The 24,612-nt window shown below is 57.1% G+C and carries 19 protein-coding genes; 1 reads left to right on the top strand and 18 read right to left on the bottom strand.

What is annotated here, in order from left to right; translation table 11 throughout:
* Window positions 1-227: 227 nt before the first annotated feature.
* The 7 genes from ACR0LN_RS16310 to ACR0LN_RS16280 form a co-directional block, all read right to left on the bottom strand.
* Window positions 228-1,739: a mannitol dehydrogenase family protein gene (locus ACR0LN_RS16310; protein ID WP_480431080.1), complete on the bottom strand. Its 1,512-nt coding sequence runs from the start codon at window positions 1,737-1,739 to the stop codon at window positions 228-230.
* Window positions 1,739-2,512 (bottom strand): L-iditol 2-dehydrogenase, encoded by a 774-nt coding sequence (locus ACR0LN_RS16305; RefSeq protein WP_480431079.1) that lies wholly within the window; start codon window positions 2,510-2,512, stop codon window positions 1,739-1,741. The genes ACR0LN_RS16310 and ACR0LN_RS16305 overlap by 1 nt, the downstream gene beginning before the upstream one ends.
* Window positions 2,509-3,513, bottom strand: coding sequence for an ABC transporter ATP-binding protein (locus tag ACR0LN_RS16300; protein WP_480431077.1), 1,005 nt, complete (start codon window positions 3,511-3,513; stop codon window positions 2,509-2,511). The genes ACR0LN_RS16305 and ACR0LN_RS16300 overlap by 4 nt, the downstream gene beginning before the upstream one ends.
* A 12-nt stretch (window positions 3,514-3,525) precedes the next feature.
* Window positions 3,526-4,356 carry a carbohydrate ABC transporter permease gene (locus ACR0LN_RS16295; RefSeq protein WP_480431075.1) on the bottom strand — a complete coding sequence of 277 codons (831 nt, stop codon included), beginning with the start codon at window positions 4,354-4,356 and terminating at the stop codon, window positions 3,526-3,528.
* A 12-nt stretch (window positions 4,357-4,368) separates the two neighbouring features.
* Window positions 4,369-5,235, bottom strand: coding sequence for a carbohydrate ABC transporter permease (locus ACR0LN_RS16290; RefSeq protein WP_480431073.1), 867 nt, complete (start codon window positions 5,233-5,235; stop codon window positions 4,369-4,371).
* Between the two features lie 107 nt (window positions 5,236-5,342).
* Window positions 5,343-6,647 carry an ABC transporter substrate-binding protein gene (locus tag ACR0LN_RS16285; protein WP_480431072.1) on the bottom strand — a complete coding sequence of 435 codons (1,305 nt, stop codon included), beginning with the start codon at window positions 6,645-6,647 and terminating at the stop codon, window positions 5,343-5,345.
* A 94-nt stretch (window positions 6,648-6,741) separates the two neighbouring features.
* Window positions 6,742-7,785, bottom strand: coding sequence for a LacI family DNA-binding transcriptional regulator (locus tag ACR0LN_RS16280; RefSeq protein WP_480431082.1), 1,044 nt, complete (start codon window positions 7,783-7,785; stop codon window positions 6,742-6,744).
* A 103-nt stretch (window positions 7,786-7,888) separates the two neighbouring features.
* Here ACR0LN_RS16280 and xylB point away from each other — a divergent pair, with 103 nt between their 5' ends.
* The gene (xylB, locus tag ACR0LN_RS16275) at window positions 7,889-9,325 is read left to right on the top strand and encodes a xylulokinase (RefSeq protein WP_480431070.1); all 1,437 of its coding nucleotides are present in this window, start codon (window positions 7,889-7,891) and stop codon (window positions 9,323-9,325) included.
* A 320-nt stretch (window positions 9,326-9,645) separates the two neighbouring features.
* On the opposite strand, the gene ACR0LN_RS16270 is transcribed toward xylB, so the two are convergent.
* The 11 genes from ACR0LN_RS16270 to pdxR form a co-directional block, all read right to left on the bottom strand.
* Window positions 9,646-11,067: an AMP-binding protein gene (locus ACR0LN_RS16270; RefSeq protein ID WP_480431068.1), complete on the bottom strand. Its 1,422-nt coding sequence runs from the start codon at window positions 11,065-11,067 to the stop codon at window positions 9,646-9,648.
* On the bottom strand, window positions 11,060-11,905 hold the full coding sequence (locus ACR0LN_RS16265; RefSeq protein ID WP_480431067.1) for a hypothetical protein: 846 nt from the start codon (window positions 11,903-11,905) through the stop codon (window positions 11,060-11,062). Before ACR0LN_RS16265 ends, ACR0LN_RS16270 begins: the two co-directional genes overlap by 8 nt.
* Window positions 11,902-13,233 carry a hypothetical protein gene (locus ACR0LN_RS16260; protein WP_480431066.1) on the bottom strand — a complete coding sequence of 444 codons (1,332 nt, stop codon included), beginning with the start codon at window positions 13,231-13,233 and terminating at the stop codon, window positions 11,902-11,904. Before ACR0LN_RS16260 ends, ACR0LN_RS16265 begins: the two co-directional genes overlap by 4 nt.
* Entirely contained in the window at window positions 13,230-14,330 is a 1,101-nt protein-coding gene (locus ACR0LN_RS16255; RefSeq protein ID WP_480431065.1) for a BtaA family protein, read from the bottom strand. Before ACR0LN_RS16255 ends, ACR0LN_RS16260 begins: the two co-directional genes overlap by 4 nt.
* Window positions 14,323-16,779, bottom strand: a complete 2,457-nt coding sequence (locus ACR0LN_RS16250) for a PEP/pyruvate-binding domain-containing protein (protein WP_480431063.1) — start codon at window positions 16,777-16,779, stop codon at window positions 14,323-14,325. The genes ACR0LN_RS16255 and ACR0LN_RS16250 overlap by 8 nt, the downstream gene beginning before the upstream one ends.
* Window positions 16,776-17,687, bottom strand: coding sequence for a UbiA family prenyltransferase (locus ACR0LN_RS16245; protein WP_480431062.1), 912 nt, complete (start codon window positions 17,685-17,687; stop codon window positions 16,776-16,778). The genes ACR0LN_RS16250 and ACR0LN_RS16245 overlap by 4 nt, the downstream gene beginning before the upstream one ends.
* Window positions 17,684-18,922: a hydroxymethylglutaryl-CoA reductase gene (locus ACR0LN_RS16240; RefSeq protein WP_480431061.1), complete on the bottom strand. Its 1,239-nt coding sequence runs from the start codon at window positions 18,920-18,922 to the stop codon at window positions 17,684-17,686. Before ACR0LN_RS16240 ends, ACR0LN_RS16245 begins: the two co-directional genes overlap by 4 nt.
* 199 nt (window positions 18,923-19,121) lie before the next feature.
* Window positions 19,122-20,123, bottom strand: a complete 1,002-nt coding sequence (locus ACR0LN_RS16235) for a HupE/UreJ family protein (protein ID WP_480431059.1) — start codon at window positions 20,121-20,123, stop codon at window positions 19,122-19,124.
* Window positions 20,120-20,941 (bottom strand): peptidyl-prolyl cis-trans isomerase, encoded by an 822-nt coding sequence (locus ACR0LN_RS16230; protein WP_480431058.1) that lies wholly within the window; start codon window positions 20,939-20,941, stop codon window positions 20,120-20,122. The genes ACR0LN_RS16235 and ACR0LN_RS16230 overlap by 4 nt, the downstream gene beginning before the upstream one ends.
* 158 nt (window positions 20,942-21,099) lie before the next feature.
* A complete protein-coding gene (locus ACR0LN_RS16225) occupies window positions 21,100-23,025 on the bottom strand; it encodes a DUF3604 domain-containing protein (protein WP_480431057.1) in 1,926 nt (641 codons plus the stop codon).
* Window positions 23,026-23,157: 132 nt separating this feature from the next.
* A complete protein-coding gene (gene pdxR, locus ACR0LN_RS16220; RefSeq protein ID WP_480431056.1) occupies window positions 23,158-24,594 on the bottom strand; it encodes a MocR-like pyridoxine biosynthesis transcription factor PdxR in 1,437 nt (478 codons plus the stop codon).
* Window positions 24,595-24,612: the final 18 nt, after the last annotated feature.

The raw sequence follows: 24,612 nt of genomic DNA, 5'->3' as shown, positions 1-24,612 counted from the left end.
GAAAAGAAGGGCAAAGATGGACGACTTTTACGCCGCCCGCAGCAGGGTTATCCCGCCGCTACCGTGGTCGACTTTCTCACCGCCGTTCTCAATCCAAACGCCCAATTAGAGAAGCAGGCGTCGGCTGCAAGTTCTCTGTTTGAAGGTTGAATACCGTAAACGGTTCCTACGGTTCTAAAGACAAAAACCAAAGTGTGTCCGCAATCGATCGATTTGAGTGCCGTGAGTTAGTGTTGCTTTGAACCGTTAGCGACATATTCAGCTATTACTGCCCGGCTGCCACTCTGCCAGATTGCAGTCAGCCAGTAGGCAAAGGCTTTGCTAAAGGCAGTGTCACGGCGAGTGGCGTCACAATATAGGCTTTGTTCGATCCATGCATTTGGATTGGATTTAGATGCTAGCGCGGTCTTTTTCAGGTTCTCCCATTGAGGGTCATTGGGGGCAATTTCCGAGCCATCTTCACGGAAGCCCGCACACATACGGCACCAGAAGGCTTCAGCCAGAGCGAGTCCGCGCGTGGACGAGCCAGACGCGATTGCGTCGCGCAGCGAGGGTATCAAAAAGCCCGGGTGCCGTGAGGACCCGTCGAATGCAACCCGCCGCGTAGTGTCGTGAATCGCGGTGTTGGCGAAACGTTTTATTACCAGCTCAAGGTAGTCGGTTGGTAACGTTCCGGGGACGGCTTCAACATGGGGCAGAATTTCTTCTGCCTGAACCTTCTTGAAAAACGCAACGATGTCCGGGGCCTGCATGCAGTCTGAAATCGTGCGGACATTCAGTATTTCCCCCACATTTGCCAACAGTTGGTGGCCTCCGTTCAAAATGCGCAGTTTGATTGTCTCATAGCTGTGAACATCGTGGGTCACCGTAGCGCCGACTTTTTCAAGAGGCGGTCGCCCGGCGCAAAAGTCATCCTCGATCACCCATTGGCGAAAATTCTCATGCGAGACCGGTGCTTGGTCTTCGACGCCAAGGGCGCGGCATTGCGACACCAATTGGTCAGTCGTCGCGGGCACGATGCAATCTACCATCGAGTTAGGGAACGTGCCATTCTGGTCAATCCAGTCGGCCAGATCAGGGTCGGACATGCGTGCCAAACCAACGATACAGTTCCGCAGGATTGCTCCGTTGCCCTGAAGATTATCACAGCTCAGCGCAGTAAAAGGTTTAAGCCCGTCTGCACGGCGTTTCTTGAATGCTGCGACGATGGAGCCGAAGGCCGTGCGTGGCAGGTTGGGATTTGTCGCATCGTGACGAATATCTTCGTGATCCGTGTTGAAAGCACCTGTGTTGGGATCCAGATAGTACCCGCCTTCTGTTACTGTTAGCGACACGATCCGGATAGATGGGTCGGCCAATTGCCGGACTAGCGCAATATTGCCTTCCTCAATCGGCAGATAGTCGATCATAGGCCCAATCACTTCGGCAGATATCCCATTTGGATCCAGCTCAATCAGTGTTGTCAGGCAATCCTGCTTCAGCAGCTTCTCTCTCATCTCGGCATCATAGTTTCGCACGCCGGCCCCGATGATCGCCCAATCATGGGCCTGACCCTGCTGCATCAGCTGGTGCAAATACCAGGCCTGATGGGCGCGGTGAAAATTACCAAGCCCAATGTGGACAATGCCGGCCGTCAGGTCCGAGCGCGCATAGGTCGGCGTCCTGATTGTCGCTGGCAGGTCCGAAAGGCTGTCTCGCCGCAGCGGCACCAGAGGATTTGCGTTCGCCACAGGGTTCATCAGTTCATCCAGTTTCCGCCGTCGACATTGTAGGTTTGTGCGACGATGTATCTGGCCTCGTCCGAGGCAAGAAACACTGCCATTCCGGTCAGATCTTCGGCCCGGCCCATACGGCCGTAGGGGACGGCTGCAGCCACTTCACGCTTTTTCTGGCCGGGCGCTTTGCCTTCGTGTTTTGCGAAGAACGCATCAACGCCGTCCCAGTGTTCGCCATCAACCACGCCGGGCGCGATGGCGTTCACGTTGATCCCATGAGAGATCAGATTCAGACCTGCCGATTGGGTCAGAGAAATGATCGCCGCCTTGCTTGCGCAGTACACAGCGACCAAAGGCTCGCCCCTTCGCCCTGCTTGCGACGCCATGTTGATGATCCGACCTTTGGTCCCGTGTTCGATCATGTGGCGCGCGACCGCCTGCATTGTGAACAAGGCACCCGAGACGTTAATGTCAAAAACGCGGGTATAGTCTGCGCGCTCGATCTCAACTATTGGGGCCGCCGTAAAGATGGCCGCGTTGTTGATCAGAATGTCGATCGGGCCGAAATGCGCAACCGCGCGCGCGACGGCATTGTCTATGCTGTGTTGGCTGGTCACGTCCATCTCGACAGCCAAAGCGGCGTCACCGATTTCGGCTGCCGCCTGTTGTGCACGTGAGGCATCAATGTCGGCAATGACAACGCGCGCGCCTTCGGCAACATAGGCCTTGGCAAAAGCCAGCCCAATGCCGCGCGCAGCCCCTGTAATAAGGGCAGTTTTTCCTGCCAGTCGGTTCATTCGATCCGCAGTCCCTGTGCGTCAAAGCGGTGAATTACATCGGCCCGTGGGGTCAGATGAATGCGATCACCGTGGCGGAAGCCAACTTCGCCATCCGCGCGCACCGTGATCGTTTCGGCCAAGCCGGTTTCATGGATGTGGAAAAATGTGTCTGACCCAAGGTGTTCGGATACTCCGACTACGCCGGACCATGTACCCTCGCTGTCTGAGACCGCGATATGTTCCGGGCGGATGCCGATCGTATGCGCACCATGTTTCGCGGCCTCTTCTCCCTCAATGAAATTCATCTTGGGGGAACCGATGAACCCAGCAACGAACAGGTTGCGCGGTGTGCGGTACAGCTCCAGTGGAGAGCCGACCTGCTCGATCACACCCGCCTGAAGGACGACGATCTTGTCGGCCATTGTCATCGCCTCGACCTGATCGTGGGTCACGTAGATCATCGTGGTCGCCAGGCGTTCGTGCAGTTCACTGATTTCCAGCCGCATGCCAACGCGCAGCGCTGCATCAAGGTTCGACAGAGGTTCATCGAACAGGAAGGCTGCTGGCTCACGGACAATCGCGCGTCCGATTGCAACTCGCTGACGTTGACCACCGGACAATTGGCCCGGGCGGCGGTCCAGATAGTCGGTCAGGTTCAGCACGCCCGCGGCCCCTTCGACGCGTTTGTCGATCTCGGCCTGATCCAGTTTCGCCATACGCAACGGGAAGGCGATGTTCTTGCGCACGGTCATATGCGGGTAGAGCGCATAGGACTGAAACACCATCGCAAGGCCGCGTTTGGCCGGCGGCACATCAGTTGCATCCGACCCGTCAATGTCGATAGAGCCGCTGGTGATATCTTCCAACCCTGCGATCAGGCGTAGCAGGGTGGACTTGCCGCAGCCGGATGGGCCGACGAAAACGGTGAATTCTCCGTCCTCGATGGTCAGGTCCAATGGGGGGATGACCTGCACGTCGCCGAAGCTTTTGGTCACGGACTTGAGTTGAATACGTCCCATGTGTCGTGTTCCTTATTTCACAGCGCCGAAGGTGAGGCCGCGGACAAGTTGTTTCTGGCTGAACCAGCCAAGGATCAGAATTGGTGCAATCGCCATGGTCGAGGCCGCGCTGAGCTTGGCAAAGAACAAACCTTCCGGGCTGGAGTAGCTGGCGATGAAGGCCGTCAGGGGCGCCGCGTCGACAGCGGTCAGGTTGAGGGTCCAGAATGCCTCGTTCCACGCGAGAATGAAGTTCAGCAGCACGGTTGAAGCGATGCCGGGGATAGCCATGGGTGTCAGCACGTAGAGGATTTCCTCTTTCAACGTCGCCCCATCCATCCGCGCGGCTTCGAGAATTTCGCCCGGAATTTCGCGGAAATAGGTGTAGAGCATCCAGACGATGATCGGCAGGTTGATCAGCATCAGCACGACGACCAGCCCTCCGCGCGTGTCCAGCAGGCCCAGCCGTATGAACAGCAGGTAGATCGGGTAGAGAACACCCACCGCTGGCAGCATCTTGGTGGACAGCATCCACAGCAGAATGTCCTTGGTGCGCTTGGAGGGCACGAAGGCCATGGCCCAAGCGGCGGGCACCGCCATAATCACACCCAGAATGGTCGATCCACCCGCGATGATGACCGAGTTCCACAGGAACCGCATATAGTCCGATCGTTCCTGCACGATGGCGTAATTCTCAAGCGTCCAGTCGAAGTTCAGGAACAGGGGCGGGCTGGCAATCGCCTGCGCCTCTGTCTTGAAGCTGGTCAGGATGGTCCAGAGGATCGGGAAAAAGATCAGTAGTCCAACGGCCCATGCGAGGGCGGTGTTCAGTGTTTTGCGACGGGGTGTGACGGCGCGGGCCATGGTTGTTCCTCCTCACGCGTCCAGGTTTTTGCCGACGATGCGCATCAGGAAGATCGCAACGATGTTGGCTAAGATGATTGCGTAGACACCTCCGGCTGATCCTAGGCCAACGTTCTGGCTTTCCAGCACGCGCTGGAAGATCAGGTAGGTGAGAGTACGGGTGCCGAACGCGCCGCCGGTGGTCACGAAGATCTCGGCGAAGATCGACAACAGAAAGATTGTCTGGATCAGGATCACGATGGTAATCGCGCGGCTCAGGTGCGGTAGGATGATGTGGTAAAACCGTTTCAGTACAGGGGCGCCGTCCATCTCAGCGGCTTCCAGTTGTTCACTGTCCAGAGACTGGATCGCGGTCAGCAAGATCAGTGTCGCAAAGGGCAGCCATTGCCACGAGACAATCATGATGATCGAAGTCATCGACGCTTCGGATAACCATGAGATTGGCTCGGCCCCGAAAAAGCGCCATAGATGCGCAAGCAAGCCGTTCACCGGGTCCATGAACATGTTCTTCCAGACCAGCGCGGATACGGTGGGCATCACAAAGAACGGGGCGATCACAAGGATGCGGACGACGCCTTGTCCCCACATGGGTTGATCCAGAAGCATCGCCAGCAGGATGCCCAGAACAACTGTGATCACCAGAACGCCGCCAACGATCACCAAAGTTGCCTGAACCGCTGGCCAGAAGGAGCTGGACGAGACGAACCGGACATAGTTGTCGAACCCGACCCATCCCAGATCACCGCCGCGCAGTGGCAGGTATTTCTTGAAGGAAAAGTACAGGGTCATCGTCAGGGGCACGAGCATCCAGCCAAGCAGCAGGACCACTGCGGGTGCCATCATCAGGCGAGCCACTGATCGGGAATGTTGGGTTGCCATGATGCAAGACCTCTCTGTTCAGGCACAATCCAGCCTGCGAGAAAAACGCGAGTTGTGGAAGGGTTGGAGCGGGGGGCAGACCTCTGCCCGCCCGCGGGGAGAAGACGTCAGTACCCTGCGGCTTCCATTTCTTCGGTGGTGAAGGCTTGCGCTTTTTCCAGCGCCTCTTCCACCGATTGCTGTCCTGCGTAGACTGCCGAGAACTCCTGGCTCACCTGTGTGGCGATACCTGCGAATTCCGGGATCGCAACGAACTGGATGCCAACATAAGGCGTTGGTTGTGCACAGCAGTTATCTGGGTCGGCCGCAAGGATCGAATCCAGTGTCATCTTTGCAAACGGAACCTTCTGGTATTCAGGGTTCTCATACAGCGACGTCCGTGCGCCCGGTGGGACGTTGGCCCAGCCTTCATTCTCGGCCACCAGCTCGATATAGTCCTTGGATGTGGCCCACTCGATGAACTGCTTGGCTGCATCCTCTTGCTGCGTACCCGCAGGGATGGCCAACGCCCATGCCCAGAGCCAGTTGGCGCGCTTGTCCACACCTTCCGAATTTGGTGCTAGGGCAAAGCCAACTTTATCGGCCACAGTGGAGTCATCGGGGTTTGTCACGAAAGATGCCGCAACTGTAGCGTCGATCCACATACCGCACTTGCCCTGCTGGAACAGAGAAAGGTTTTCGTTGAAGCCGTTGGTGGCGTAACCCGCCGGGCCAGACTCATTCATCATATCGACAAAGAAGGTCAGCGCCTCATTCCACTGCGGCTGATCGAACTGAGGTTTCCAGGCCTCGTCAAACCAACGGGCACCAAAGGAATTCCCGGTAACGGTGATGAAGGCGCCGCCCTCACCCCAACCGGCTTTGCCGCGCAGGCAGATGCCGTTGATGTCGTTGTCGCGATCGGTCATTGCTGCTGCCGCTTCACGGATGAATTGCCATGTCGGCGCGTCGGGCATTTCCAGCCCGGCTTTTTCCATCAGGTCGGTGCGGTACATAACCATCGAGCTTTCGCCATAAAACGGCGCGGCATAGAGCGTGCCGTCATTGCTGAGACCATTGCGCATGGCAGGCAGAATGTCGTCCACGTCATATTCGGCGGACATGCCTTCCAGCGGCACCAGCCAGCCATTTGCGCCCCAGATCGGTGTCTCGTACATGCCGATGGTCATGATGTCGAACTGGCCGCCTTTGGTGGTGATGTCGGTGGTCACGCGCTGACGAAGCACGTTCTCTTCCAATGTCACCCATTCCACGTCGATGCCAGTCGCCTCGGTGAATTTGTCGGTATAGCCCTGCATCCGGATCATGTCGCCGTTGTTCACTGTGGCGATGGTAATGGATTGTGCGTGGGCCGCGGCCGTGGCGACGAACGTTAGTGCGGTCGCCGCACGAAGTGCGCTTCTCAAATACATCCTTGTCCTCCCTGAGCTTGGATGCTGTGCAGTGAGGGTAATTCCAAAATTATCGCGGCGTCAATAAAAACTTTACGCGCGTCAAAAATCTAATTCAGGCGGACTCTCGCAAAACAAGTCTGGCAGGAAAGAGTGTTTCTGTGCGTGTGTCGAATTTCCCTCCACTTTCAATAAGTTCAAACAGGGTTTCGACGCTGCGCGCGGCCACGTTGTCATAATCATGGGCGGCGGTTGTCAGGGACGGGCACGTAAATTTCGCAAAGGGATGGTCATCGTTTGACGCCACACGCAACGTGCAATTGTCCTTTCGGCCAACGCGAATCCCCTGTTCGTAACAGGCCGCGAGAAAGCCGATGGCCAGCCGGTCATTGCTGCATAGAACCGAGTCTGTGCGCAATCCACGCTCGTGCAGAATTTTCAAAGCGCCTCTGTGACCGATTTCTTCAAATGCCCAGCCCTCGCCGTCGATCTTGATAACATGGGGCTCGAACCCAAGACGTTCCATGACGGCAATGTAAGCTTTCCGCCTTTTGTTGGCGTTCGGGTTTGCAGGTGTGCGCATTTCGAAAAACGATGGCGGTTCTCCGGTCCGGGTCATGTACTCTACGGTTTGTGAAACAAAACTGAAATTGTCGGACCCGATGAATGCCGCCCCCAATCCATCGAGGTTGCTGTCAAACAAAACCGTGGGCACATTGGCGCAGAATTTCTCGATTACTGACCTGTCAGAGATGCGCCCTAGCGGTGCAAGCAGAACCCCAGCGGGCTTCATAGATTGCAAACCGTCCAGAATTTCTTGTTCAAGTTTCTGCTCGCCGTGCGAACTGAACAAAGACGGCCGATATCCTGCTGCGATACAGCTTTGTTCCAGATAGCGTGCGATTTCGGCAAAGAACGGATCGGCCAGATAAGGTACGACGATACCGATATTCTTTGTCAGCTTCCGGTTCTGGTTCACAGCGTAGATGTTCGGCCGGTAGTCAAACCGCTCAAGCGCTTCTTCGATGCGCGCGCGTGTTGTTGGGCGCACGCTGTCGGGATCGTGGAAATATTTGGATACCGTGGGTCGCGATATGCCGCTGAGGGCGGCGAACTCTTCCATATTCTTGATTTTGGTCATGCCAATCTGCCTGCGGATCTTAGCCGCCTTGATCTTATCATAGCTTTACATATTCTTTGCGCGCGCTAAAAAATCAATAGCCAGACAGGTTCCGGCCATGTACGCCGGGTGAAGGGTTTGAATGTATCTCGGGATCGATATCGGAACATCAGCGGTCAAGCTTGTTTGTGCGGATACTGATCGAATTCTGGCCACGTCCTCGGCGGGGATATGCACCTCCTCGCCGCAACCCGGCTGGTCCGAACAGCACCCGGATCTTTGGTGGCAGGCGACACGCGATGCATTGAACCATCTTGTTGAGCAAATCAAACTGTCCGATGTGAAGGCTATCGGATTGTCCGGCCAAATGCATGGGGCTGTGCTGCTGGACCACAATCAGCGTCCGATCCGCCCGGCCATCCTTTGGAATGACAGCAGGGCAGCAGGTGAGTGCGATGAATTGCGCAAGGCTCAGCCACGGATTGGTCAGATCGCGGGTGTTCTCCCCTTGCCGGGTTTTACTGCGCCCAAGATTGCATGGCTGAAAACACATGAGCCGGGAAACTATGCCCGAATAGCCCATATACTGTTACCCAAGGACTACATCGGGTTATGCCTGCACGGAGAGTTGGCAACCGACACGTCCGATGCCGCCGGGACACTGTGGCTCGATCAGGCATCGCGCAACTGGCATGCGGAAATAGCTGAAGCCACTCAAGTCTCCCCGAACTGGCTGCCGCAAGTGTTCGACGGCCACACTGTCGTTGGGACTGTGACAGCAAAAGCGGCGGCTGAGACCGGGTTGAAACCCGGCGTGCCTGTCGTCGCAGGAGGAGGAGATGCGGCAACCGGGGCGGTATCTCTGGGCGCGACCGAACCGGAACGCGGCTTCATCTCATTAGGGACGTCCGGGCAGTTGTTCGTGGCAGATCGCAAATACAAACCGAACCCCGAACGCTATGTGCATGCTTTTGCGCACACTCTGCCAGGCCGCTGGTATCAAATGGCGGCGATGTTGAACGGTGCCAGGCCGATTTCATGGATTGGCGGTCAGCTAGGACTGTCCGCCGCCGAAGTTATTGCGCTTGCCGAAACGGTCAGTGGTGATCGCGTGCCGATTTTCCTGCCATATCTGACAGGTGAACGCAGCCCCCATGGGGACCCACATATCAGAGCCTGTTTCTTTGGTCTGGAAGATGCGACATCGCGTGCAGAAATCTGCCGATCCGTGGTCGAAGCTATTGCTTTCTGCTTTGCCGATGCTGCGCAGAGTTTCGGTGATACCATAGAAAGCTTGCCGGAACTGGCCGCTATTGGCGGGGGCAGCCAGTCTGATTTACTACTGGGTCTGCTCGCCACTGTAACCGGGAAACCAATTGTGCGTTCGGATGGCGCGAATTCCGGCCCGGCCTATGGCGCGGCCCGGCTGGCAGCCTTCGGTGACGGTGCTTTGGGCAAAGCCGATCTCGCATTGCAGAAGCCGACTACCGATCGGTTTGAACCCGCGGATAGAGCGGCGCTTTTCGAGCGTTTGATGCGATTTCGTAGGCTCTACACCGCGGTCAGTTCGGTCGAATAGGTGCCCTCGCGCATTGAGTGGAATTTACGCTACTGGTTTTCTAATTGAAGATGCGTCGCGATTTCGGCGATCCGGAGGGGAAGGGTGCGTCATTCCCGTCCAGGTATTGAGATGCGGCGCAAAACCACGAAGGCCAGAGAGACTAAATGACTCACAGCTCTGGAACGCGGTCGGTCTCCCAGAAGGCGTGGTTGGTACAGTGTGCTCGGCACCCAGTCGCATTTGACAATCGAAAACGAGATGCGGTGCAGATGGCCGGAAAAGCCCACTGAAACCATCTGCATTGGAGCTCCAAGCGTGCGCTTTCAGCCCATTTTGCCTCAGGCGCCAATGATACGTTTAAGTTTCGCACGATCGACCTTGGACGCATGGCGTTTGTCCATCGGGATTTTCTTGATCGAAACCACCTTGGAAACGCCAAAACCAAGCGAAGATTTACTCCAATCCTCGAAGTGATCCGGGAATCCTTGAACGCAAAGCACCGAGCCGGTCTTCGTGTTGACAAGCGCGCATCGCTCGACACCTGGCCATTGTCGTGCCGCGACTTCGATTGCAAAGGGGAAGAGCATTCCTGAACCGACATCTATTTCGGACCCGACGCGCCCCAACAACCACAAGCGCCCACTTTCATCCAGCGTACCGGCATCGCCTGTCCGATGCCAAATGATGCGATCTTCTTGGATTTTGTTTTCGTTTGAATGGGCCGGGTCGAGATATCCATCATTCACATGCGCTCCGGCGACCTGAATCTCATGGTCGCGAATGCGGAGCGTGATCTCAGGCACCGGGTATCCGACCAGAAGACCCTTGCCGCCAGCCATCTGACGGTGATCCTCTTCCGAGATGTCTTTGGCGTCGAGATGGGCAATCGGTTCGGCTTCGGTCGATCCGTAGACGCAAACGACCGAAAGCCCATTCCGGGTTTGCAACGTCTCGGCAAGGTCAGGAAACACCGGGCCACCACCCGTGAACACAGTGTGCAACTGTCCGATGTCGCCGGTTTGAGCCAGCTTCTCACAAAGCGATGGCGGGATAAGGGCGCGCGTGATCTTTTGTACCCGGATCCAGTTCGCCAACCGATCAGGCAAGAGCTGATCCAGTTTGCTGAGCCTCCAGTTTGGCAGAACACTTGTGCGTCCGGCCGCCAGATTTATCAGGGTAAATACTGGAAACGCCACCAGATCGCGCTCGGCCTGGTGGCTGTGGAGAAGGGGCGCAATAGCATCGTGTTGGGCCATCAGAAACGCGTGAGAGCGTGGAATAGCTTTTGGCTGGCCCGTTGTCCCGGACGTAAAGGAAATAAGCGCGATGTCATCTGACCGCACGTTGTTTATTGGTGGTTTGCTGCCGTTTTTTCCTGGTGTCAGGAGGCGTAGAGCCCAAAGTTCGGGAACCACAAGTTTCAAGAATGTAAATGCGCCTGAGGCGCAGAATGCCTTTGGCTTCGTGGTCCGAGCGGCGTGGCGCAAACCGGCCAGACCCATTGCAGGTTCTGGCAGAACAACCGTTGCGCCAAGCGACCACAAGGCTGCCAGACTGGCATATAGGTCGGCGTCGACAGGCATGGCCAAAAGCACCCGATCGCCTGGCTGGACGCCCTTGTCCTGCCACCTACCTGCCAATTGCTGAACGCGCGAATACAAGTTCTGAAAGCTGATCTGGCGGCCTTTGCCATCCACTATGGCGGTTCTGTCCGGAAAGCGGTTCACTGCGGCTGCGAAATGAGCAAGCAGGTCAGCCATTCAGCTTCTGCCCCATTAGAATGTAGCGCCTGAATACCGTCGCACCCTCTGCGGCGCTGCGGTCGGCAGAAGTATTGTCATCGTGGATCAGGGCGTGAATGGCGTTTTCGTAGCCCATTTCGAATGCCGCTGTGTGAAACCTGTGGGCCAGAAGCCGCCCGGCGCCCGGTTCGAGACTTGCGTAGGTCTTGAGGATCGCTGATTTCGGATTGTGCCCTTCGGCATAATTCGGAATGCCAAACAGAAAGCCGGCCAATGTCCCGTCGCGACGACGCGCAAATAGGATCAGCTCTCGCTTCATCATTGGCACGACCGGCATATACATGGCCATGAAATCCGCTTCGGAAATCGGCTTGTAAAATGCATTGTTGGAAAAGGCTTGTGTCGAAAGGGCAAATACCTGACGAAACAGGGTTTCGGGGTCGCCTCCATCCCACTCTTCCACGACAAGATCTTCGGTTTCGGGTGGCGGTGATCCGGCGGCAATCTGCAGCGGTACACGGGCAGAAAAATACCGGCTGACTACTTCAAAACCTGCCGCCCGGAACACATCGGGTTCATGAGGTTTGTTGGTGGGCTCCATCAGAAACGGAACGGACCCATCGCTGTCCGAAACAAACCGGTAGCTGTGCCAGGTGTCGCCAGACATCGGGCCAATGATGCGGTCGACGCCGGCGCTTCTGACCCTTTTTATCCCCTCCTGCAAAACGTCGGCGCCTGCCTCGAAAGACTTGCAGAAAAAATCGCCGAAGGTCGCGGCGGGAACGCCGTCCCAGTGCGGACCGTTCAGATAAACGGTCAGCTTTGCATCCGCTGTTTTGATGGTCTCTTTGGTCATGAAACGACTCCGGCAAAGAACCCCGCACCAAGCGATCCAGCAACGATCCAAACGTAGTACAGCAAGGGCGGGGCGAGGGCCAACAGCGTCAACCTGAGCACCCGGTCTTTTTCGAACCAATGTTGTCGGGCCATCGGCACTACGGCGGTGCAAAACAATGTGAATAGGGCCAGAAAGGTCAGCGGCTCGGCCCAGTTCGACTGTTCAGAATTCTGGGAAACGGCCCAAGTCCGAATGATAAAGAGGACAGCCGCAGCAACCGGTATCGCAACAGGAATGGAACCCAGCGCCACTGCAATGAGCCCCATAGCCAGCCCCATCGCACTGAGCCCGAAAAAGGAAACAGCGTCCCACCCCGTTGCATTTCCCACCGCAAGCCAACCGAACCCCAAAAGTCCCAAGGCGGCTATGATATCCAGATCGGGGTACTTACTGTCACAAGGAGAAGCGGTACGCGCCCAGCCGTGGGCAGCAAGAACCATGATCGGTAGTACCGTGTTCTGCAATTTTGCGGCGGCCAGAAGCAAAAATATCGCGACAACATACACACGGGTCGCATGTTTGGTCAGGCCCAGCTTGGTTCCCACCAAGCCGAAAATGACAAGGGCGGCAAAGAACATAGTGGCCAACAGGGCGAGCTCCGACAAAGAGCTGTGATAGTGGCCGTTCAGAAAAATCAACAAACCAAGCGGCAGGAACAGGTTGTCAAACCCCCGCCAACTTTGCGCCTCGACCAATGTGCCAAAGGCCGCAACCATCAGGCACAACATCATGATGTTAGTTGGCGGGAGTTTTGACAAGAACAAGAAGCAGAAGATCGCAACCAATAGAGTTACGACAAAAAACACCACTGACCCTTCTAAGCTCTTGTCGCCGTCTTCGACCACGTAGCGTTTGGTTCCATACGTGGTCCCGGCAAGCGCAGCGGCTGCATCCGCCAGTGTAAGAACAGCGATTGGCAGGATGTAGGACAGCGTATTTTCCCCAGCCAGCAAGAAGCATAGCCCAACCGACAGGGCGAGCAGAAAGTCACCGTAGGACGTACGCTCCACCCCATGCAGGGTCGCGCCCAGACCCGATGAGAAACGCGGCAGGCGCAGTACAAGCATTACAAGTATTGTGGCCGCAATCAGCATGTAAACCGGCCAACGATCGGGAAAGAGCCAGGGCAGCAGCAACGCAAAAAGGCCGGTGCTGACGTGCATCAGCTTGCGCTGCACTTCGGAACTCAGGCTTGCGGCTTTGGCCAGATGGCGGATGACCATCATCACACCAAGCAGAGCCGCCACCGCGCCCGCTGCCAGCAAGATCTGCAACAGAACGGTCAAGGTCGCACCTTTTCGACAACGAAATCCGAGTAGAAAAACGCCATGTCGCGGGCTTTCAGCTGTGTTTCGATGTCAGTCAGGGTTTCTATCCTGCCACGATATTCTGACGGAACGCGCCGGGGCGCCATCATGTTCCAATAGACCAGCCGGGCATTGGGCTCTGCGGCGGTCAGGATAGCACCGTAGACCTGTCTGAAGGTTTCAGGGGACATATATTCGAAGATGTCGGATAGGTTGAACCCGCTGGCTTTCTCGCCCGTCGCGACAAAAGCCTCCAGCGACCCAAGGCGGATATCCAGACGATCCAGCCGAGATCGGATCGTCTCATAATGCTCGGGGCGCCATGCCATGGGCAGCGCATCGCCGTGGTTTCCCTTGAGGATCCAGTGTAAATAGGGATTTTGCGATGGATCTGTGGCAACCCCTGCATGGCGGATGCGCCGGGCAACATGTTGGGCCGGGCTTCCCTCGACATGGTCAAAAAACGCGCTGTCGCGGCCCATGCGCCCCAAAACGAACCGTGAAAAAAAGATGTTCAGCAAAAGTCGCCATCGGAAGGTGTTGAACCGTGTCTCGAAGAACGTCTGCCGTGCTTCTACAGTGCGGGGCGTGAATACGTCGTTGAGTGTTTGACGTGAATGCACCAGCGGCAAAAGCCACGTTCGAAAGATACGAAAATACCGTTCGAACTTTCCTATGCCTCCGATGCCGTATCTTTCGACTTCCGGTGACAACGCTTGCCAGAACGCCCGCGTTTCGGCGTCTGTGGCGTCCATTGCGCGGGCTAACAACGCCCCACGTCGGTTGCTGGGACGGGAACCAGTGAGCTCGATAAACTCGGGATGGGACAGTACCCTGTAGGCCGCTATCCTGAGTTTGAGGCAGGCGATTTGGGCCGGGGACAAATCCAGTACCACGATACGCGCGGGATCGAGTGTCAGCATGGCCAGCGCGTTATCCCCTGCCGAGCAGATGGACACCAATGTCTGCCCTGCACAATCGCCCAAGGCGCTTGTCAGGACGTCCGCGTCTTCCCACAATTGGGCGTATCGGATGTGGTCGAAATCCGCCTTTTTCTCGATTTCGCTCCTACGCATCGCACCGTTCCACCGCGCCGCTTGCCCCGTCTACCGAGATCATTTCTCCATCTTCGATCCATTGTGTGGCCCCTTTAAGACCAACAACGCAGGGAATACCCAATTCCCGTGCGACGATTGCCGAATGGGACAACAGCGATCCTCGCTCGACAACAATGGCCGAAGCGTTAGAAAACACTGCAATCCAGCCCGGGTCCGTGTGGCGCGCCACCAGTATCTCGCCGGGGTTGAGGGCTTCGTTGCGTGGGTCTCGGATCACTCGTGCCTGCGCCGTGACCTGTCCTGCGGAACACCCCGTGCCGTGCTTCACCCGCGTTGTATTCACCTCAAGATCAGCATTCTCTGACCAGATCGGCGCGATGGCGGGGCCGCGGATTTCGATGCGTTCCGGAGGGTCAGGGCGTCGGGTTGAAGTCTCATCTTCCTGTTTACGCCGCGCAACGATGCCTTTCAGATCAGGCGACAGGCTGTAGCCTTCTACCGCTCCGAGCACCTCATGCGTGGTCAGGAAGAACACATCCCTTTCGGTTTCAAGCAATCCACGCGCGGCAAATTCCCTGCCAATTCCCAAAAATACGCGGCGTGCATAACCAAAAATGCGTGTGCGTTCAAAACGCAGATTCTCGCGGTCACGCACACGCGCCTTTGTCCAGCCCAAGAACCACTTTGCCACATGCCCTTTGATCGGGTTCGTTGGAAACAGCGCTTTCCAATCCGGTTCTACGCCTTCCTGACGCCCGCCTGCGGGACGATCCGCGCTGGCGGCGATGGCCAACAACAGGCTGGTCGGGTCATCGCACAGCGGGATGCTTTCCAGCTTTAGCTCTTCCGTGCAACGATCCCCGAACTTCTCAAGATACGCGTCGACCTCGGCTTCGATTTGCGGGTGGCCGGACAAAGTGGACACGAGTGGCTTGGCCCTCAACGGCTCGGCAAGACCGGTTTTCTGGACCAACGCACCCATCCGGGCAATGCGCTGTGCGGGTTCGGCCGACACGATGTCACCTTGCCCGATCATGAGGTCATTGTGCAGCGCCAAACCATCCTCACCCAACCACTTTTGCAGTAGGTTGCGCGAACCGCCAAAGGCGATCATGCACAGAAAGTCATTGATAAGCGGCGCGTCCCACCGATCCAGAAGGGTACTTTCGATACGGCGGTATTCGGCGGCCAGCTGCGTTGCGTTTGAGGTGTCTACCTCCAGCCCTGCCCGCAACACGCCGTTCAGCCTGCGGTAAAAATCGCGCCGGGTCCGCGGTAGTCGGATGGCCTGCCAGGTCAGGCCGCCCGCGACTTTGGCCAGTTTCGCGTATTCAACTGCCCTGCGCCAGCCAGCAGAATGGGCGGGGGCAAGGGCATCCGTGACCTCTCTCGGCATCGGCTCAGAGACGCCCATCATCGTTTCCATATAGTCGCGGTTAAGCGAGAACCCCGGCAACATTGCCAGCGCACGGTACCAGTTGATCAGATTGTAGTAGACACGCCCATCCACCCGCCCGAGCAAATTGTCGAATACGGTGGGGTTCCGGGCGACGGTCTTCTGGGACACGCCTAACAGCCTGACAAATGCTCGGTAAACCTGGGAATAAACATGCAGAGCAAAGGAATAGGTCAGCGGACTGACGACACCTGGATAGCTTTCAACGATGTTGGAGTTGTCGAAGATGGTGAGCGTCTTGTCGTCAATGGCTATGGGACGAAGGGCCGTTGTGATCGGTCGGGCCTGCAGAATATGAAGTCCCTGTGCATCAATGGCCCATTCGATGTCCTGAGGTGACCCGAACAAGGCCTCGGCCTTGCGTGCAAGGGCTGCGATGGATTGGGCATCACTTAGGGTCAAGTGCGCCGGTGCATCTGGCGCGCTTTCCGGTGTGCCATCCTCCCCGATGATCCAATCCTCTCCATCCGCCTCACCAGAAACAAGGTGTTCCGCAAGGCCATCAATGGCCGAGATCACAACCACGTTGCGTCGGCCGCTGACCGGATCGGCGGAAAATGCAACGCCGGCAGTTTTGGCATCGACCATGCGTTGCACGATGATCGCAGGAGCTTCGGCCCCGCCGCCGGATTTGACCGACCGATAGGTCTCGACCGTTTCAGAGAAACCGGATTGCCAAACTTTTTTAGCCGCCTTGATTACATTGCCGCCCGAAACATTCAGGACGCTGTCATACTGTCCGGCATGGCTGTGGTCCACGCCATCTTCGGTTCGGCCAGAGCTGCGAACCGCATAAGGCCCTGGCCCGAGCGTTCCAAGCGCGCTGATCACAGCTGATCGCAGGCCCTTTTGCGCGACGGGGCCGGATTGACCCATGCGAAATGCGTCATTGGTAATGACAAAGAACGCGGGCGGGGAAAAGCTGTGTTTCGTCAGATGCGACAGGGCTGCAGCTTTGCCTCCAACACGGGAAACATCCTTGGCTTCTGTTTGGGTCACTATGAAAGTCACGCAGTGGCTCCGATCAAGAAGGGCAGGAAACCAGCCGTAGCGTAGCAGAAGAACACCCAAAGCCCTGCAACGGTGTCCATCGTGGCCTGGGCTTTTTCAGTCGGCGCTTGAATGTAGCGATATGCGGCCAGCCCGCAGGGACCCAAGGCCAGTGCCCCGATCACGGCGCTTAGCCAGCCAACTCCGGTTGCAAAGCCCGTGCCGACAAGCAGCGCACAAGACAGCAAAACGCAACCAATCCAGACGAGCGCCGCCTGACGTGGCCCCCACAAAGCGGAGTATGTGTCGACCCCGGCAATTTCGTTTTCGGGTGCCCACAATTTACGCCCAATTTCAAGGACGCAGCCATTTACAAAGGATAGCGCCAGAAACAGCCATAAAGAGGGTGCGGCCCCTCCCGCTGGTAACCATTCAATGCCGGTCAGCATCAGATCAATCAGAGGCATGATCGCCATGTGGCTTAGCAGATACAGAACGGGTCGAGCCTTTAGCCAAACCGGGACGCCGAATTCACACGTCATCGCCGCAAGCCAGATCCAGACCACGCCCAACAACCACAAAAGCGGCGGATGCCAAAGCCAGGCGGCAGCCATTGCCAAGGGAATGGTCAACATCCCAAGACTCAGGACTTCCTTCTCGGATACCAGGCCGCGCGGGATTGGTCTGTCGGGTCGGTAACGCCGGTCGTCCTCGGCGTCCTTGAACTCGTCACAGACCCGCATCTGGAAGAACAGCGCCATCGCCAGCACAAACCCGGCGGCAAAACCGGACCATTCCGGCAACGGACGGTCCGCCAGGCGGGCGGATACGCAAATGCTGGCGGCAGAAAACACAAGCAAAAGCGGGACGGTTTTCTTCAGCGGAAATCGCTCGGATTGATAAACCCAGAATCGGTTCAGAAAACTCATCTTTGGCGGGCCAGACTTTCGTGGGCTCGGGTGAAATGGCCCGCTGCAATTGCTGCGACGATGGAAATCTCACCGCACAGGCACGTGGCTGCGGCGACCTCGGCCAAAGCAGTGCCGCATCCGCTGCCTCTGAGGCCAAGTATGTTCAGCGCCGCGGCCTGACTTGGCAAGCCGGTGCCACCACCAACCGAGCCCACCAGAATGTTCGGAAGCATCACCGAACAGAAAAGGTCGTCACCCCTTGGCTCCATCCTGGTGACGCCCATCGCACTTTCGGCGACGCATGCCGCGTCTTGGCCTGTTGCAATGTAGAACGCCGCCAGCCCGTTGGCGTAGTGGGCCTGCGCGCCAAACTGGCCTGAAAGGTGCGCCCCCAGATTGGCAACGCGCCCATAGGCCAGCATCGCCTCAACCGTTGTGCCCAGCGTCTTTTCCACAACGTCAGATGGAAGCGTCACCGAGGCGCTGACCTTGCGCCCACGCCCCGTCACAAGCCCCAGCGCCGAAGCTTTTTTGTCGCCCGAAAAATTGCCTTCGATATACCAGTCTTCAATTGCTATAGGGCAGTTTTTGGCGACCGTGTGACACAGAGCGTCAGTGGCGATGGTCACCATGTTCTGACCAGCTGCATCACCGGTTGTATAGCGGCAGATCAGGAAAACGACATTCGTGTCTATGAACGGCTCCAGCGATACAAGCTTGCCATGGCGGGTGGTCGCTTCGGCCGCAGATTTGAGCATGTCGACATGCGTGACAACCCAATCGACGAACTGACCAGCCTGCAGCAGGCTTTCGAATACAAACGCCGGTGTTCGTAGCACGCCTTCGTAAAGAACGGCGGTGCTGATACCACCTGACTTGGTGGCGGCGTATGCGCCGCGGGCATAAGAGGCGACCAGAGCGGCCTCGGTCGTTGCGAGGGGGACATGAAAGTCACCGTTTGCGTTCATTCCGTTTAAGCGCAAGGGACCAATGACCCCGACAGGCAGCTTAACCGTCCCAATGAAGTTCTCGATATTCGTGCCGTAGGTTTCTGCGGCCTCGATGGTTGCCGGGTCCGCGATCTGCGCTTGGTCCGCATCGCTGGCCGTGGGTTTCAACTTGTCCCAGAAACGGGCGACCATCTCTCTGGTCGGTTTGCGGGACGGGCGCAGTGTTGCGAACTCGGCATCGTTTGGCGCCATCTGCAGCGGTATTTGATCGGCGTCGAAACGTGCCTTTATGCGTTGAAGCATTTCCCGAACGTGAAACGGAATGATCAATAGTGCGCTCCAATAGATTTTCCGTAAAGAATGGTTGCAAGGTAACAACAGCTCGATTGATATCCAGCCATATTTTCTGCCATCAAGTATTTGAACCGAAACGGTCTCGCATTTGCCGCAGTCGATTTTGTTGTTCGCTTGGCGACACTATTAGGGCTTGCAGTGGCGCATGTCAGAAACCGCTGACACGCTCCACCAGCCAGTAGACGGACACGCAGCCAATGGCATAGCCGGTCGCAAGTCTAAGCAGCGTGTCTGATCCAGATTGTCCAAATCGCAAAACCTTACGACCCAGAAAAATAACAAGCGACAGGGCTGCGATGAAAGCAAGCTGACCGGCTTCTACGCCCAGGTTAAAGGCAAGAAGCGCGACGGGGATATCCTGAGAGGGCAGCCCGATCTCGGACAGAGCTCCGGCGAAACCAAGCCCGTGTAGCAGACCGAAACAAAAGCAGACGATCCATGGGAACTGCTCGGACAACCTGATCTGGCCTTCCTCGCGTTTAATGATTTCCAGCGACAGGAACACGATCGACAGGGCTATTACGGCCTCAACCGGCGCGGCGGGAATTCGCAGAACGCCAAACGTAGCCAGCGCCAACGTGATCGAATGCGCGACGGTAAAGGCCGTGATTGCTCCGACCAACCGCCACGGGTCGCGCACCAGTATGAAAAGTGCGAAGACAAACAGAAGGTGATCCCAACCTTCCAGGATATGTTCGAAACCAAGCTGGAAATAGCTGACGAACACGGACCATGTTGTCGCATTTTCGGGCAGGGTGAGGGTCGGTGTATCTGGTGTAAAGCGCAGTGTCGCGACCGCGGACTCCAAGGGTTGGAGGCGCAGCAGGACGTCGTTGTTTTGTCCCGCCAGCCCTTCTATCGAAACGGTATGGCCTGCAATTTCGGCGTCGCACTCGGCGACCCATGTGGCCACCCAGGCAATATTGTCAAAGACCGGCTGTGTCCCCTGCGATGGAGTGCAAATTTCGGGCAGGACCGCGTCGATACGCATCGGTTGACCGTTCACGTCCGGTATGCGCCAAAGCACCTGCCATGTGTTTGGTGTCAGTTGCCGAAGGTTCAGATACCCCGGATCAAGCGCGTGGGCCGCGCCAATTCGCGGACAGCAAAGCATCAAGACAAGCAACGCCAGGCTTAGAAGTGCCCTCATTCAGTGAACTCCGGCTTCTCAATGCGATATTGCGCTGCAAGGTGTTCAAATTGCGCTTGCGCCAAATCCTCGGCCATTTCGCGACGCCAAGCTATGACAGCCGCCTCTCGAATATCTGACAACGCTGGAACTGACCCGGCGCGGGCGTCCGTGACCCTGACCAGATGCAACCCGTATCCAGACGGAACCGGCCCCGCCCAGACGCCGGCCTCCAAGGGTTCAAGCCCAGCATAAAACCCTGAACCAAACACCGCATCAATGGCTTTAGGGACCGTCAGTGACATCGTTCTGGGCATTAGGGAGTTCGCGCCAACCGTCGACCAATTCTCACCAGCTGCCAGCTGTGACATCACTTTCTCGATCTCTTCTGGCGTTGGGGCATTCCCCAGAAACACCTGTTCGAAGGCCATCTGGGGTGGTGTCGCGAAGCGCGCCGGGTTTGCCAATACGTAATCTTCGAGCACTGAATCCTCGGGGTCGACCGAGGTGGCAATGGCATCGGACAGAAAATCCATCTTTTGGGCCAGTCGGGCTCGGATCACCTGATCCCCACGGTCCAGCCCAAGTTTGCGCGCCTCGCGAACAAGCACCTCTTCGCGTATCGAGGCGTCGACCAGAACCTGCAATTCTTCGGCGTTGGGTGGGCGTTTCCAGGTGGTTTCAAAGCGCGCGATCAACAGGTCAACGTCGTTGTTATCAAAGACAATGACCTCGGCCGGTGTTTCGCTATCTTGGTTTTGTGAAACAAGGGCATACCAGCCAAAGATGGCGGCTCCGATCAGTATGAAATGAAACAGGGGTTCTTTCAAAATGCGCATGAACAGTCCTGATGGCACAGCAAATCAGCTTTCATCCTAGGATTGAGCCTTTGGGCAGGTCAAACGGCAAGCCGGTATAATTACCTTGCATTCCAAAATTGGTGTGGAGTTCCGGGGGCAGAACTACCCGCCCCAAGCAAGGGTATTGCGATCAAAGGTCAATCACTGGCCGGAGTGTACCAGATCGGAGACGAATAGGCGCGTTCCTGATGGGTCAGGAGCGTGTTGTCCGGCAGGTCGATGCCATAGCGTAGCTTGTCGTACAGGACCCAGCGCGGCGTCGGGATCTCCAGAACCCGAGCATAGTAGAAGGCGCGTTCATTCGGGTCGAAATCTGGATCGGTCCAAACGGTGATCAGCTCTGATGTGCCGATCGTGTTGCTCCAGCTTGCACTGTCCAGATCGACGGTGTTTCCGACCTCGGGCAGGTTACCATCCGCGTCCAGTGCGCGGTCATCTGACCACGCGACGTTATAGACCTGTTCCTGCAACGCACCATTGGCGTCCAGCCAACCTTTGACCACCTGAACGCGGTCCAAGTTCGCGCCGACCGGGTCACGCAGGGCACCGATCAGGAATTTTGGCGCGCTGTCTCCTTCACGCGGGCGCAGGTCACTGCCCATGGGGACGCCCTTGGTATATCCGACATCGGCGAGAAAGCGGGTCTCAAGATCACTGTCATCGAAATTCCACCCGCCGAAGAAACGCAGGCCGATTCGAGGGCCGGTCGTGGCATAGGTTTCCCGCCGCTTAAACGCGTCGAAAATGGCCGAGCGCGTGTTCTCGGTGGCCCAGACGGCAGTGTAGCCAGAGGCGACAAGCAGATCACCGGGGATTTCGCCCAGATCGTTGGCGATAAAGGGGTGCTGGATGCGTGTGGCCGACGGCTCTACGCTGACGGACTTACCAAAGAAGTTGTCTTCTTCGGCTGTCGCAAGCGAGGTATGGCTGTCCGTCGCGCCACCCATGCCAAACTTGTAAGGGTTCACGCCGAATTTCTCTTCCAGCATCAAGCCGCGCTTCAGGGCTTCGCGCGCGTATTCACCCGCCAGCATGTCTTCGGTTTTCAGCTCTGTGATGTCGAGGTTGCCGACATCCCAATTCTCGTAATCCGCAAACGGGTCATCCGGGCTGAGATAGGGATGCGCCTCGCCGTCGCCCTTGATTTGCGTGACCTCGTAGTGGGGTTCCCATTTCGCGCGGTTATTGACGTATTCCTCGTCGACCTTGCCGCCGTGATAAGTGTCTTCGGTCGGGAACATCCAGCCATTCGACAAGTTGCCGTTATGGGCAAAGGCCACCGCACGACCACCTGTCTTGGCTTCATATTCTTCCAGCCACGCATACAGCGCCTTGGGGTCGGTGTCGCCATAGGGTGGTTGTGTGACGGGAGGGACCACCTGAAGCGCGCGGATCGGCCCGTCGCGCAGCATCACATTGCGGTGCAGGTTGAACCCTTTGGGCACCGAGGTCCACTCAAACCCGATGAAGGCGGTGAAATTGCCCGGGTCGTTGTGCCGTTCGGCCGCCAACACGATATGTTCCCAGGTAAAGGCAAACGCATCGGCGCCGGGGCTGTAGGATTCCAACAAAATCTCGGGCAATGTCATCTGTGAGAAATTGGTGATGATGTCGAAGGCTGTCTTTCCGGCTTCTTCGCCGCCTGCCTTGTATCCTTCATACCATTCCAGCCCCTTTGGGTCTGAAATGACACCGGGTTTTCCGGCTTGCAGGTCGGGCGCAAACCCCATCAGGTCGGTGTGATCGGTCAGTACCATCCAATCCAGCGGCCTGGCCAGCCTGACTGGTTGGCCCGTGGATGAAATGACCTGTTCCCCCTTGGCAAACCGCCATGCGTCATCGGGCAGCAGTGTGTTGCCGAACGCCCCGGCATCCAGCGACAGTCCCGTGTGTAAATGGGTGTCGCCCCACAATGGCCGTTCCGGGAAGGAACGATTGGCATAGGGCGAGAATGGTCGCTCGGCAAAGGTGCCCTCGGCGGCCTCTTTGCTGGGGACCGCGTCGGCAAAGGCGGCGACCGGAATCGCAAATAAAGTAAACAAACAGGTAGACAGTCGAAGCATGTGAATCTCCCCTTTCACAGACGCTGCGCTTTAAATACTGGGAACCAACATAATTAAATATTCCGTTGTTATGATATTACTTTGTGCTGTTAACCTGTGAAAAGCTAACCAAGCGCCCCAACGGTGGGCTTGTCAGCGGCTGGAATGAAGGATCGCGATCAACTTTTCGGCCGCAGCTGACAGCGTAACTTCGTCAAACGCAGCATAGCCTAGCAACAGGCCCTGCATCTTTTCCGGCAAGGCACAGTGCGTCGACAGGGCGCTGATCCTGAGCCCAGCATCCTCAGCACGCTTGCCTATTTCGGCGTCGGACATTCGACCCGAAAGGATCACCTGCAGTGACACGCATAGGTGCATGCCCGACGAGTCATGCCGCAGGTCGAGCAGATCGGAAACGGGGGCAAGCGCCTCAAGCAGGTGGCTTTGACGCCGCGCATAGATGCGTCGCATGCGCCGCAGATGCATGGCGAACTCCCCGATGTTCATGAACGTGGCTAAAGCTGGCTGCGGGATCAGCGAGGCCCGAGGCCCAACACGGCCAAGATAGGCACGCGTTTCGGGCAACAGGCGTTTGGGAACAACCATATAGCCGATCCGAAGCGCTGGGCTGACCAGTTTGGAGAAACTGCCCAAGTAGATCGTGTTGGTCAGACCATCCAGCCCGGACAGAGAGGGCAACGGTTGCCCGCGATAGCGGAATTCGCTGTCATAGTCGTCTTCGATGACCATCGCGCCCGTGTTTCGCGCCCAGTCCATCAACGACACGCGGCGCGACAGTGGAAGGCTGACCCCGGTTGGATAATGCCGGGATGGGGTGACGATCGTGGCGTGAATACACTCTGGTATCCGCGTCGCATCCAGCCCGTCCGCGTCAATGCGGATTGGATTGCCGGTGTTTCCGGTGTCGGCAAGGATCGTATGCAGTTTGGGCCAGCATGGGTCTTCGATCGCGATCTGTTTGCCGGAACCCAGCAGGCCATGGAAGATCACCTCGAAGGCTTCCCGTGCTCCCGACGTGATCACGATCTGGCCAGGATCACAGTTCAGGTGACGCCACGCGGCAAGGTGATCCGAGATCGCCTCGCGCAGTGGATACCATCCCAGCGGGTCTGGACGCGCCAAAAGCTCTGGTGTCGGGGTGCGCCAAGCGCGCTCTAGGTGGCGGGCCCATTGTCTGTTTGGCAATAAGGATTGATCCGGCAGGCCGGTTTGAAAGGGTCGCCAGTGTTCGGTCGCCGGACCCGCTGGGCGAGGCGTGGGCTGCGGCTGCGACAGGTGAGTGATCTCGTTGGCAATAAAAGTGCCGCTGCCTTGTCGGGTAACCAAATATCCTTCGCTGATCATCTGGTCATAAACAGCTTGGACTGTGGTTCTCGATATCGACAACTCGGATGCGAGGGTGCGGCTGGCGGGCAGGCGGGCACCAACCAAGTCAGGAGACGCGGATATAAGAGAGCGCAACGCGTCAAGCAGCTGCGCCTGTAGCGATGTTTTGAGCGACGCATCCAAGGAAATCGCAAACAGGCCGCGATTTAAATTGGACTTAGAAAAAAGTTTCGAATTGGACATTTCCTAAAAACCAATATC

This window comes from Ruegeria sp. AA6 (assembly GCF_056542865.1).
This window is presented reverse-complemented; position numbering and strand designations above follow the sequence as displayed.

What these genes read in the sequence shown, in the direction of transcription:
- ACR0LN_RS16310 (WP_480431080.1), bottom strand. Translation starts at nt 1,739, where the DNA reads ATGAACCCTGTGGCGAACGCAAATCCTCTGGTGCCGCTGCGGCGAGAC.
- ACR0LN_RS16305 (WP_480431079.1), bottom strand. Translation starts at nt 2,512, where the DNA reads ATGAACCGACTGGCAGGAAAAACTGCCCTTATTACAGGGGCTGCGCGC.
- ACR0LN_RS16300 (WP_480431077.1), bottom strand. Translation starts at nt 3,513, where the DNA reads ATGGGACGTATTCAACTCAAGTCCGTGACCAAAAGCTTCGGCGACGTG.
- ACR0LN_RS16295 (WP_480431075.1), bottom strand. Translation starts at nt 4,356, where the DNA reads ATGGCCCGCGCCGTCACACCCCGTCGCAAAACACTGAACACCGCCCTC.
- ACR0LN_RS16290 (WP_480431073.1), bottom strand. Translation starts at nt 5,235, where the DNA reads ATGGCAACCCAACATTCCCGATCAGTGGCTCGCCTGATGATGGCACCC.
- ACR0LN_RS16285 (WP_480431072.1), bottom strand. Translation starts at nt 6,647, where the DNA reads ATGTATTTGAGAAGCGCACTTCGTGCGGCGACCGCACTAACGTTCGTC.
- xylB (WP_480431070.1), top strand. Translation starts at nt 7,889, where the DNA reads ATGTATCTCGGGATCGATATCGGAACATCAGCGGTCAAGCTTGTTTGT.
- ACR0LN_RS16270 (WP_480431068.1), bottom strand. Translation starts at nt 11,067, where the DNA reads ATGGCTGACCTGCTTGCTCATTTCGCAGCCGCAGTGAACCGCTTTCCG.
- ACR0LN_RS16265 (WP_480431067.1), bottom strand. Translation starts at nt 11,905, where the DNA reads ATGACCAAAGAGACCATCAAAACAGCGGATGCAAAGCTGACCGTTTAT.
- ACR0LN_RS16255 (WP_480431065.1), bottom strand. Translation starts at nt 14,330, where the DNA reads ATGCGTAGGAGCGAAATCGAGAAAAAGGCGGATTTCGACCACATCCGA.
- ACR0LN_RS16245 (WP_480431062.1), bottom strand. Translation starts at nt 17,687, where the DNA reads ATGAGTTTTCTGAACCGATTCTGGGTTTATCAATCCGAGCGATTTCCG.
- ACR0LN_RS16240 (WP_480431061.1), bottom strand. Translation starts at nt 18,922, where the DNA reads ATGCTTCAACGCATAAAGGCACGTTTCGACGCCGATCAAATACCGCTG.
- ACR0LN_RS16235 (WP_480431059.1), bottom strand. Translation starts at nt 20,123, where the DNA reads ATGAGGGCACTTCTAAGCCTGGCGTTGCTTGTCTTGATGCTTTGCTGT.
- ACR0LN_RS16230 (WP_480431058.1), bottom strand. Translation starts at nt 20,941, where the DNA reads ATGCGCATTTTGAAAGAACCCCTGTTTCATTTCATACTGATCGGAGCC.
- ACR0LN_RS16225 (WP_480431057.1), bottom strand. Translation starts at nt 23,025, where the DNA reads ATGCTTCGACTGTCTACCTGTTTGTTTACTTTATTTGCGATTCCGGTC.
- pdxR (WP_480431056.1), bottom strand. Translation starts at nt 24,594, where the DNA reads ATGTCCAATTCGAAACTTTTTTCTAAGTCCAATTTAAATCGCGGCCTG.